The following is a 10580-nucleotide window of genomic DNA, read 5'->3' on the forward strand; positions in this document are numbered from 1 at the left end:
CGCATGGTCCCGGGCCTGGGTGAGGGCGGCGGCTTTTTCCATGAAGACCGCCGCACGGCGTGGGCCCACAAGGCCCAGCGCAACCCCTCTGGCGGTCAGCCGCTGATCGGCGTTGTCGGCCCGCAGGGTGAGGCGAAACTCGGCGCGACTGGTGAACATTCGATAGGGTTCGGTGACGCCCTTGGTGACGAGGTCATCGATCAGCACGCCGATATAGGCCTCATCGCGGGCGAATTCGGCGGGGTCCGCGCCCGAAGCCGCGCGGGCGGCGTTGAGACCAGCCACCAGACCCTGGGCGGCAGCCTCCTCATAGCCTGTGGTGCCGTTGATCTGGCCGGCCAGATAGAGGCCGGGCAGGCGCTTGACTTCCAGGGTGGGGGCGAGTTCGCGCGGATCGACGTAGTCGTACTCGATCGCGTAGCCGTGGCGCTTGACCACCACGTTCCGGAGCCCCGGAATGGTGCGCAGAAACAGGTCCTGCGTCTCGGCGGAGACAGAGGTGGATATACCGTTCGGATAGACCGTCGTGTCGTCCAGGCCCTCCGGCTCCAGGAAGATCTGGTGGGCGGTCTTGTGACGGAAACGGACCACCTTGTCCTCGATAGAGGGGCAGTAGCGCGGGCCAATCCCGGTGACGCGGCCACCGTAGACAGCGGATTCGCCCAGACGTTCGGCGATGATCTGATGCGTGGCCTCAGTGGTCCAGGTGATGCCGCACTGAACCTGGGGGGTGGTGATGGTATCTGTGAGGAACGAGAACGGCACGGGCGCGACGTCAGCGTCCTGCATCTCCAGTCCGTCCCAGGCGATCGTCGCGCCATCCAGGCGAGCCGGGGTGCCGGTCTTGAGGCGGCCCATCTTCAGGCCTGACGCGTAGAGCCTGTCCGAAAGGCCGATGGCCGGGGCGTCGCCGATGCGGCCGGCGGGGATGCGCTGCTCGCCCTGATGAATCATGCCCTTGAGGAACGTGCCCGTGGTGAGCACCACGCGGCCAGCGCGGTAGGTCTGGCCCGCCGCACTGACGACCCCCTGAACGACACCGTCGACCACCACCAGGTCCTCGACGGCAGCGGCTTCGATGGTCAGATTGGGCGTGGCGGCGAGTTCTGCCTGCATGGCCTCGCGATAGAGGCGGCGGTCGATCTGGCTGCGGGGGCCACGGACGGCGGCGCCCTTCGAGCGGTTGAGCATCCGGAACTGGATGCCCGCGATGTCGGCCAGGCGACCCATGATGCCGTCGAGGGCGTCGATCTCACGGACCAGGTGGCCCTTGCCGAGGCCGCCGATGGCGGGATTGCAGCTCATTTCTCCGATGGTTTCGAGCTTGTGGGTCAGCAGGAGGGTGCGCGCGCCGAAGCGCGCGGCTGCGGCGGCGGCCTCACAGCCGGCGTGTCCTCCACCGATGACGATCACATCCCAGGTCATGCGGCCGCTGATATAGGCGATCAGAGGCTCCGGGTCACCCGCCAGAGGAATCCTTCCCGGGGCAGGCGAAGTGGCCAGCGCAGGGTGACCCCGCCGGCATAGCCAAGACCCACGATGGGGAAGGCGGCGCCGACCACGCCGAACAGGCCCATCAGGTTCTGAGCCTTGGCCCCGTCGCTCAGCGCCGGGAAGGCTCCCACCAGCACCAGCAGACCGAAACCGAAGACGCCGCCGGCCTCCAGGATGAACGCCCGGATCGAGGCGGTTCGCCCCAGCACGAAGCCCAGCACGAGGTGGGGCAGCAAGAGTATGGCGAGGATGGCCGGGATCATGGAGCGTCTGTCTGTTTCACGTGAAACACCTACTTGCCGATGCAGAAGGTGGAAAAGATGCGACCTAGCACCTGCTCGGGGTCAATGCGCCCTGTAATCCGGTCCAGGGCGCGGGCGGCGAGGCGCACGTCCTCGGCGGCGAGCTCGAGGTTTTCATCCTGGGTCAGGGCCTGACGGAGACGGTCGGCGGCTTCGGTCAGGAGGTCGCGGTGACGAAGGCGGGTGGCGGCGGGCGGCTCGGACCCGCTCAGCGCCTCGACCACAGTGGCCGTGAGCACCCGCTCCAGCCAGGCGACGTCGTTAGGACTGCGGACTGTAAAGGGTTCACCGCGCAGGTCGGCGACGCCTTCGCCAAGGTCGCGCTTGGTGATCAGGCAGATATCGCCAGGTCTGGCGTGGTCAAAACTGGATTCTGGATCCATGCCATCCGCCAGCCAGATCCGCAGGTCGGCCCCGTCACCCCAGGCGCGGGCGCGGCGGACACCCTCGGCCTCGATGGCGTCGTCCGTATCGCGCAGCCCGGCGGTATCGGCGACGATGACCTTGTAGCCGCCCAGCACCATGGGGACCTCGATGATGTCTCGCGTGGTGCCCGGGGTGGCGGTGACAATGGCGGCGTCGCGGCCGGCCAGTGTGTTGAGCAGTGTGCTCTTGCCTGCATTGGGCGCGCCCAGCAGGGCGATCCGGTAGCCCTCGCGCACGCGATGTCCCCGATCAGCATCGGCCACCGCGAGATCAAGCTCGGCGATCAAGGCCTCGATGACGGGCCGGGCGCGGGACGCGACATCGGTGGGCACTTCCTCGTCCGGGAAATCGACGGCGGCTTCGAGCATGGCCAGGGCCTGGGTGAGCGCCTCGGTCCAGCGCGCCTGAACATCAGAGAGCCGGCCGCCCAACTGCTGCAGCGCCTGGACACGCTGGGCGGCTGTCTCGGCCTCGATCAGATCGGCGACGCCCTCGGCCTGGGCAAGATCCAGCTTGCCGTTCTCGAAGGCGCGGCGCGTGAACTCGCCGGGCTCTGCCAGCCTGAGACCCTGCGCGTCGAGCGTCGTCAGCAAGGCCTCGATGACGGCAGCACCGCCGTGCACGTGAAACTCCGCAGCGTCTTCCCCGGTATAGCTGCCAGGGCCAGGGAACCAGATCAGGAGCGCGCGGTCGATCATCCCGCCGGAAGCATCGCGCAGGGTGCGGAGGCTGGCGAAGCGTGGCCGCGGCAAAGGTCCCGCCATCGCCTGAACCGCCGCGCCGGTTCCAGGGCCTGAAAGCCGCACCACCGCCACCGCCGCCCGGCCGGCCGCCGTGGCCGCGGCGTAGATCGTATCAGTCATTTGCGGACGGCAGTTTCCATGAACTTGCGGAACTGCTCCTGGGCGCCGGTCCCGAAGCTCATCCAGTTTTTCATGAAGTCCTCGGGATTCAGCAGATTGATGTTGGCATCGACCCGCTTTGTCATCTCGCTGACCATATGATCATTGAGCGCGCTGACGTCCGGCAGCCCCATGAACCGGCGAGCCTCCTCCGGCGTGCAGTCAACCTCGATGGTCATCTTCATGGCGATCGGCCCTTTTCCTATCGATGGCGCACAAGCCTGCGCTAAGCTGTTCTAAGCCAGAGCCCGCCCCGAACGGAACACCAAGCTACAGGGAAACCCTATCAGATGCGCGCCATACGATTTGAAACCACCGGCGGCCCCGACGTTCTGCAAGCCGTCGAGATCGACACGCCGATCCCGGGGCCGGGCCAGATCCTACTGCGGCATCAAGCTATCGGCATCAACTTCATCGAGACCTACCAGCGCACGGGGCTCTATCCGGTGAAACTCCCCGCCATTCCCGGTGGCGAGGCGGCCGGCGTGGTGGAGGCCCTGGGTGAGGGCGTCACGCGCTTCAAGGTTGGCGACCGGGTCGCCACCACCAACGCCGGCGGGGCCTATGCCGAAGCCAGCCTGGTGCGGGCGGACAGGGCGGTGGCGATCCCCGACGGCATATCGGTAGAGCTTGCTGCCGCAGTGCTGCTGAAGGGCATGACCACTGAGGCCTTCGTCCGGCGCACCTATCCGGTGAAAGCCGGCGAGACGGTGCTGGTGCACGCGGCTGTCGGCGGCGTCGGCCAGATCATGACCCAATGGCTGAAGGCGATCGGGGCGACGGTGATCGCCACCGTGGGATCCGAGGCCAAGGCCGAGAAAGCCCGCGCACTTGGTGCCGACCATGTGATCCTCTACCGCGAGCACGATGTGGCCGCCGAGGTACGCCGGATCACCAACGGGGCGGGCGTACCGGTGGCCTATGACTCGGTGGGCAAGGATACCTTCGAGGGTACTCTGGCCAGCCTGGCGCGACGGGGTCTGTTTGTCAGCTTTGGCAACGCTTCGGGCCCTGTGCCGCCGTTTGCACCGGCGCGATTGGCCGCCGGTGGCTCGCTCTACCTGACCCGGCCGACCCTGGTCGACTACATCGTCACCGCCGAGGAACTGGATGAGAGCGCCGGGTTGGTGTTCGACATGGTAGCTTCCGGCAAGATCGAAATAGAGATCGGCCAGACCTTTGCGCTGGGTGACGCGCGGAAGGCCCACGAGGCGCTCGAGAGCCGGGCGACTGTCGGCGCGAGTTTGCTCATCCCGTAGTGACGCGATTGATGCAGGCCACTGCTGGCCGGCCCTACGGCGAGTGTTTCACGTGAAACACCTGCGTGCAGGTAGGATTTAGCCGTACCGGGTCAAGCCCGGTAAGTCCGCTCGCGCGCGGCGCTTGTTTCGAAGCGGTCATCGTCTGGCACCATGGCGTGCGGGACCTGGTGACCGAGACCCTGTGGGTCAGGAAGCTGCGGGTTTAGTCCACCGGGAAATGCACGGGGGTCATGCGACCGCCGGTTTGGCCGAGGCCCATTTCCACGGCGCCCGGCGGACGCGCCGGCATCATTCCGAACCCCTCCCTGCACGCAGGGAAGCCTACAGTTCCCCGCCGCCCACCGCTCTTTTCGCCACAGAGGCGATTTCGACGCCCAACGACGCTAAGTCTCTGTTTCTGTTGGCTTTCGATCAGGTGTTCATAGACTGGAAGAACTCGTCGTTATTCTTGGACGAGCGCAGCTTATCCAGCAGGAACTCGATGGCGTCCTGGGCGCCCATGGGCGAGAGGATGCGACGCAGGATGTAGGTCTTCTGCAGCTGGTCCTTCGGCGTGATCAGCTCGTCCTTGCGGGTGCCGGACTTCAGCACGTCGATGGCCGGATAGATCCGCTTGTCGGCGACCTTGCGATCCAGCACGATTTCCGAGTTACCCGTGCCCTTGAACTCCTCGAAGATCACTTCGTCCATCCGGCTGCCGGTGTCGATCAGGGCCGTGGCGATGATGGTGAGCGAGCCGCCTTCCTCGATGTTTCGCGCCGCGCCGAAGAAGCGCTTGGGGCGCTGCAACGCGTTGGCATCGACACCGCCGGTCAGCACCTTGCCGGACGACGGCACGACGGTGTTGTAGGCGCGGCCCAGACGCGTGACCGAGTCCAGGAGGATCACCACGTCACGCTTGTGCTCGACGAGACGCTTGGCCTTTTCGATGACCATCTCGGCCACTTGCACGTGACGGGTCGCCGGCTCGTCGAAGGTCGAGGAGATGACCTCGCCCTTCACCGTGCGCTGCATATCGGTGACTTCTTCCGGCCGCTCGTCGATCAACAAGACGATCAGATAGCACTCCGGATGGTTCATCTCGATCGACTTGGCGATGTTCTGCAACATCACCGTCTTGCCGACCCGCGGCGGGGCGGTGATCAGGCAACGCTGACCCTTGCCCAGGGGCGCCACGATATCGATCACCCGACCCGAACGATCCTTCAGGGTCGGATCATCAATTTCCATCTTGAACCGCTGGTCCGGATAGAGCGGGGTCAGGTTGTCGAACAGTACCTTGTGGCGGACGTGTTCGGGATCCTCGAAGTTGGTCAGGTCCACCTTGACCAGGGCGAAGTAGCGCTCGCCCTCGCGCGGGGCGCGGATGGCGCCGTCCACCGTGTCGCCGGTGCGCAGGCCGAATTTCCGGATCTGCGAGGGGCTGACATAGATATCGTCAGGGCCCGGCAAGTAGTTGGCCTCGGGCGAACGCAGGAACCCGAAGCCGTCCTGAACGACCTCCAGGGTTCCGGAGCCGGAGATTTCAACGCCCTCCTCAGCCAGTACCTTGAGGATCGCGAACATCATGTCCTGCTTGCGCATGGAATTGGCGTTCTCGATCTCCAGTTGCTCGGCAAAGGCCAGCAGGTCGACCGGGGGTTTGTCCTTCAGCTCCTGCAGGCTCATTCGCGTCAGCCCGAGCGCCGCGATCGCCTTGGAAGCCTCTGTAGGATCCTCATGGTCCACGTCCAGCGCGGCATCGAGCGCCTTCGCTTCAACGGCGTCCATGGGTTCGGGGATTTCGGTTTCGTGTTCGGACATTGTTTTCACTTGAGATTGCGGCCGCAGCGCAAGGGTTTGCGCCAGCGGTCCGGGTAGGCGTGTAGACGACCCGAAGACCGTCGTTGTTCACATTCGTTGGGGTCCGACCGGATCGCTGATGACGCGGGGTCGGAAAGAGGCGGGGCGCGCCGAACGCCGACGCGTGACCGAGCGGAACCACATCGCGGCGTCAAGGTCAAGAAAACGGCGCCGTCCCGGTGCCTTCGTTCTCAGCGCTGACCGAACTGCAGGGTAACGGCCAGCACCATGACAACGGTGGCGATAAACGGAAGCTCGTTGGTAGCGCGCCAGAATTTTGCGCTCCGTGGTCGTTCGCCTGCTGCAATCTTCTTGCGGGCGCCGGCCAGGAAGCCGTGCCAGGCGGTGAGGAACAAGACACCGCCGAGCTTCACGATCATCCAGGGCTGGGTGAGGAACGACCACCCTGCGTTGGCAGAGTAGACGTGCCAGAGCACCAGCAGCACGCCCAGAACCCAGGTCAGAATCATCGACGGATTGATGATGATCCGCAGGAGCTTCATCTCCCAGCCCTTGAAATGCGCATCGAACTCGCTGCCCGGCGGGGCCGTCTCGGTGTGGTAGGCGTAGAGCCGGGGCAGGTACATAAGCCCGGCCATCCACGCGATCACGGCGATGATGTGCAGACCCCGTAACAGGTCGTAGGTGTTCACGCCGCTGCCTCCCTGCAAGCGCACTTGGCGTAGCCCGGAGGGCACTGCCACCCGCCATGTGCGGCGACCCCGGTGCGGCCCAGGGCGGCCTGAACCGCATCGCCCAACTCACTGATGAACGACACCCCGACCCCGGGAGTCCGCGCCCGGAGGTAGGGTGCCACGCCCGATTCCACCGCCAGCTCCGCGTACTCATGATCAAGCTCGACCAGCGTCTCGACATGCTCGGACACGAACGCGATGGGCGAGATCAGGACGCCGACGCCATCGCGGGCCGCCTCCTGGATCGCGTCTTCTGTGGCTGGCCCAATCCACTTCAAACGTCCTACCCGGCTCTGGAAACAGACCTGCCAATCCGGCAGCTCGGGCAGCCTGGCGGCAATCGCTGCAGCCGTCGCACGGATCTGCGCCTCGTAAGGGTCGCCCGCATCGATCACCTGCTGCGGCAAACCATGGGCCGAGAACAGCAGTCTGACGCCGGCCGGGCTACCGGCGCCCTGGAAGGTTTTCCGTATCTCTTCAGCATAGGCCTCGATCACGCCGGAAGCCGTGGGATAGCACCCGATGGTGCGTGAGCGACCTGGTCCACGGTACGCTTTCGTCCAGGCCTTCAAGGACGAACCGGTGGTGGTTGTGGAGAACTGTGGATAGAGGGGCAACAGCACAATTTCGTCCGGCGCATAGGCCGCGACCTCGAGCGCTGTGTCCCGAATGAACGGCTTCCAGTAACTCATAGCGATAAAGGTCCTGGCCTCGATCCCGCGTGCTGATAGCTCGGCCTGAAGCGCCGCAGACTGGGCTTCCGTCTCCGGGAGCAACGGTGAGCGCCCGCCCATGATCGCATAGTTGGCCTGCGCGGTTTTCGTCCGCGTTGTGGAAATCAGGGCCGCCAGCGGATAGCGCACGATACCCGGCAGGGTGATGATCGCCGGATCCCGGAACAGGTTGAACAAGAACGGCCGCACGGCGTCCAGGCTATCAGGTCCGCCCAGATTGAAGAGAACGACGGCGACTTTCATACCACGACTACCTTGCCAGTGACCCGCGCCACCACACGGGCGATGTGCTCGATCGGTGTGTCCGGCATCACGCCGTGGCCGAGATTGAAGATGTAAGGGCCGTGGTTCCAGGCCTCAAGCAGCGTGTCGACCCGGGCGTCCAGCGCGGAGCCACCGGCGCGCAGCAGGAGATTATCCAGAGCGCCCTGTATCGTCTTGCCGCCGGCCTGTATTCGCTGGCCCATCGCCGCACTGGCCTGGGTGTCCAGCGCGACACCCTGGACCGGAACCTTCGCCGCGTAGTTTTCCACCAGCACGCCGCAGCCACGGGGGAAACCGATAAAGGGTGTGTCAATGCCGGCGGCCCGCACCTGGGCAATGATCCTCTGGTGCGGGCCGATGACGATACGCTCAAAGACATCCTCGGCCAGGTTCTCCGCCCAGCTTTCGAAAAGCTTCAGGACCTGGGCGCCGGCCTTTGCCTGCATCACCAGATATCGCGCTGTGGAATCGACCAGCACGTCCAGCAAAGCATCCAACGCCTCGGGATATTGGTAGGCGTAGGTGCGGGCGGCTTCCCGTTGTGATCCGCGTCCCTCGATCATGTAGGTCGCCACCGTCCAGGGTGCACCGGCGAAACCGATCAAGGCCCGCTCAGGCTCCAGTTCAGCCCGCACCCGGCTCAGGGTTTCCCCAATACTGGAGAGTTTCGCGGTCGAACCCTCGACGGCGTCACGCAAGGCTTCGATGGGCGGCAACTCGCCGAGCCTTGGGCCTTCGCCTGCCTCAAACCAGACCTCCTGGCCCAACGCCTGCGGCAGCAGCAGGATGTCGGCGAAGACGATGGCGCCATCCATCGGGAACCGGCGCATCGGTTGCAGCGTCGCCTCGGCGGCCATCTCGGGATTGAAGCAGAAAGCCATGAAGTCCTTCGCCCGGGTACGCAGTTCGCGATACTCCGGCAGTGACCGTCCCGCCTGGCGCATAAACCAGATCGGCGGACGATCGAGGGTTTCACCGGCCAAGGCGCGCAAAAGACGTGGTGTGGTCTCACTCATGAGCGGACTTAAAGCCCGCCACGCCTCCCGGCTCAAGGGCCTGCACGAGGAGCCTGTCCTTCTTCTATCCTTAAGATATCTGAAGAGGTTTGAGACAGGGGTAGTAGGGCCTGTCGACGGTGTGGAAAACGGCACTTCGGGAAGCGTGTTCCGCAGATCATCCCCAGACCCACGCCCTGACGGTGGGCGCCCTGTCACCAGCCTGTGAATATCGAGGATGACCGGGTAAGCCCCCGACAGGCATTAAGGTTTCGTTAACGCTTCCGGGGATGCCCGGCTGTAGCTTTGCGGTACCCACAGTCCCGGTCCGGGGATCGTGAAACGACGCCACCGCATCGCCAGATCTGTGGGTTGCCCCCCTGCCAACGGGCCAGCTTATCCCCCCTTTGCCGGCCACAGCTCTGGACGACGCCAATCCACCGGGTCTATCCCCAAGCGCACAGACCTTCGCTAAGAGTGAGTCCACAGAACTTGTCCCCAGCTTTGGGGCCGTGCAACGACGGGATCCGCCTTGCCCAATTCGCAACCTACCCGGCTCGCCACCTATTTTCATGTTCACCTGGTGTCGGATTCCACCGGCGAGACGCTGAACGCCATGGCGCGCGCCGTGTGCGCCCGGTTTGAAAACGTCATGCCAATCGAGCACATCTACGCCCTGGTGCGATCCCAACGGCAACTGGATCGGGCGCTCGGCGATATCGAGGAGGCGCCGGGCATCGTGCTTCACACCATCGTTGACCTGAAGCTGCGGGATGCGCTGGAGGAGGGGTGTCGACGCCTGGACATGCCGTGTCTGCCCGCGCTCGACCCGCTGGTCAGCGCCATGCAGCGCTATCTGGGCGCGGCGACCACCAGCCGGGTGGGCGCGCACCTGCGGCTCGACAATGACTACTTCAACCGGATGGATGCGCTGAACTACGCCATTGGCCACGATGACGGCCAGGGTGGCCAGGATCTGGATCAGGCCGACGTGGTGATGCTGGGGGTCTCGCGGACTTCGAAAACGCCCACCTGCATCTATCTGGCCCACCGGGGCATCAGGGCGGCCAATGTGCCGCTGGTGCCGGGGCGACCGTTGCCGGAAAAGCTGTTGCAGCTGAAGAAGACCCTGATTGTGGGCCTGCTGATCGCTCCAGACCGGCTGATCCAGATCCGGCGCAATCGGCTTCTCAGCCTGAAGGAGAACCGGGAATCCAGCTACATCGATCAGGACGCCGTACGCGAGGAGGTCATCGAGGCGCGACGGCTTTACGAGCGACACGGCTGGCCGACCATCGACGTCACGCGACGCTCGGTGGAGGAGACGGCGGCGGCGGTGCTCAACCTGCTGCACAAGGGCCACGGTCAGGTCGAGGTGCTGGGATGAGCGTGATTCTGGCGTCGAAAAGCGCCGCCCGCCGCGCGGTGCTGGACGGGGCGGCAGTGGCTTATGAGGCTGTGGTCGCCGGTGTCGATGAGGACGCCGTCAAGGTTGAAATGCTGGCAAACGGCGCCGGGCCACGGGACGTCGCCGAAGCCTTGGCCGAGCGAAAGGCACTGGTCGTCTCGCTGGCCCGGACGGGCCTGGTGATCGGCGCGGACCAGACACTCGATCTGGACGGCACACTCTATGACAAGGCTCCGGATCTCCAGTCCGCCGGGAC

At 65.1% G+C, this 10580-nt stretch carries 10 protein-coding genes and 1 pseudogene; 3 read left to right on the top strand and 8 right to left on the bottom strand.

Annotated features, from left to right (window positions below):
- From mnmG to ACIQ42_RS10295, 4 genes are all read right to left on the bottom strand, one after another.
- Positions 1 to 1425 (bottom strand): tRNA uridine-5-carboxymethylaminomethyl(34) synthesis enzyme MnmG (gene mnmG, locus ACIQ42_RS10280; RefSeq protein WP_397422105.1); only part of this gene is annotated, 1425 nt, incomplete at its 3' end.
- A 20-nt stretch (positions 1426 to 1445) separates the two neighbouring features.
- Positions 1446 to 1757, bottom strand: a complete 312-nt coding sequence (locus tag ACIQ42_RS10285) for a hypothetical protein (RefSeq protein ID WP_397398993.1) — start codon at positions 1755 to 1757, stop codon at positions 1446 to 1448.
- 29 nt (positions 1758 to 1786) lie between these two features.
- On the bottom strand, positions 1787 to 3085 hold the full coding sequence (gene mnmE / locus ACIQ42_RS10290; protein ID WP_397422106.1) for a tRNA uridine-5-carboxymethylaminomethyl(34) synthesis GTPase MnmE: 1299 nt from the start codon (positions 3083 to 3085) through the stop codon (positions 1787 to 1789).
- Positions 3082 to 3309: a DUF6489 family protein gene (locus ACIQ42_RS10295; RefSeq protein WP_397398989.1), complete on the bottom strand. Its 228-nt coding sequence runs from the start codon at positions 3307 to 3309 to the stop codon at positions 3082 to 3084. The genes mnmE and ACIQ42_RS10295 overlap by 4 nt, the downstream gene beginning before the upstream one ends.
- A 105-nt stretch (positions 3310 to 3414) precedes the next feature.
- Here ACIQ42_RS10295 and ACIQ42_RS10300 point away from each other — a divergent pair, with 105 nt between their 5' ends.
- Positions 3415 to 4383: a quinone oxidoreductase family protein gene (locus ACIQ42_RS10300; RefSeq protein WP_397422107.1), complete on the top strand. Its 969-nt coding sequence runs from the start codon at positions 3415 to 3417 to the stop codon at positions 4381 to 4383.
- Positions 4384 to 4797: 414 nt separating this feature from the next.
- Here ACIQ42_RS10300 and rho read toward each other — a convergent pair.
- The 4 genes and pseudogenes from rho to hemE form a co-directional block, all read right to left on the bottom strand.
- A pseudogene (gene rho / locus ACIQ42_RS10305) lies at positions 4798 to 6081 on the bottom strand (transcription termination factor Rho); the annotation flags it as partial.
- Positions 6082 to 6419: 338 nt separating this feature from the next.
- Entirely contained in the window at positions 6420 to 6881 is a 462-nt protein-coding gene (locus tag ACIQ42_RS10310) for a CopD family protein (protein WP_397422108.1), read from the bottom strand.
- Entirely contained in the window at positions 6878 to 7900 is a 1023-nt protein-coding gene (gene hemH, locus ACIQ42_RS10315; protein WP_397422109.1) for a ferrochelatase, read from the bottom strand. The genes ACIQ42_RS10310 and hemH overlap by 4 nt, the downstream gene beginning before the upstream one ends.
- A complete protein-coding gene (gene hemE, locus ACIQ42_RS10320) occupies positions 7897 to 8937 on the bottom strand; it encodes a uroporphyrinogen decarboxylase (RefSeq protein WP_397422110.1) in 1041 nt (346 codons plus the stop codon). The genes hemH and hemE overlap by 4 nt, the downstream gene beginning before the upstream one ends.
- Positions 8938 to 9448: 511 nt before the next feature.
- On the opposite strand from hemE, the gene ACIQ42_RS10325 reads away from it, so the two are divergent.
- Both ACIQ42_RS10325 and ACIQ42_RS10330 read left to right on the top strand, forming a co-directional pair.
- Positions 9449 to 10303 (top strand): pyruvate, water dikinase regulatory protein, encoded by an 855-nt coding sequence (locus tag ACIQ42_RS10325; RefSeq protein WP_397422111.1) that lies wholly within the window; start codon positions 9449 to 9451, stop codon positions 10301 to 10303.
- Positions 10300 to 10580, top strand: a 281-nt coding sequence (locus tag ACIQ42_RS10330) for a Maf family protein (protein ID WP_397422112.1), incomplete at its 3' end; no start/stop codon positions are given. The genes ACIQ42_RS10325 and ACIQ42_RS10330, both read left to right, overlap by 4 nt.

The sequence above is a fragment of the Phenylobacterium sp. genome, assembly GCF_044372605.1.
Classification (GTDB): domain Bacteria; phylum Pseudomonadota; class Alphaproteobacteria; order Caulobacterales; family Caulobacteraceae; genus Phenylobacterium.

Excerpts from the sequence above, each read along its gene's own strand:
- ACIQ42_RS10285 (WP_397398993.1), bottom strand. The coding sequence starts at position 1,757 with ATGATCCCGGCCATCCTCGCCATACTCTTGCTGCCCCACCTCGTGCTG.
- mnmE (WP_397422106.1), bottom strand. The coding sequence starts at position 3,085 with ATGACTGATACGATCTACGCCGCGGCCACGGCGGCCGGCCGGGCGGCG.
- ACIQ42_RS10295 (WP_397398989.1), bottom strand. The coding sequence starts at position 3,309 with ATGAAGATGACCATCGAGGTTGACTGCACGCCGGAGGAGGCTCGCCGG.
- ACIQ42_RS10300 (WP_397422107.1), top strand. The coding sequence starts at position 3,415 with ATGCGCGCCATACGATTTGAAACCACCGGCGGCCCCGACGTTCTGCAA.
- hemH (WP_397422109.1), bottom strand. The coding sequence starts at position 7,900 with ATGAAAGTCGCCGTCGTTCTCTTCAATCTGGGCGGACCTGATAGCCTG.
- hemE (WP_397422110.1), bottom strand. The coding sequence starts at position 8,937 with ATGAGTGAGACCACACCACGTCTTTTGCGCGCCTTGGCCGGTGAAACC.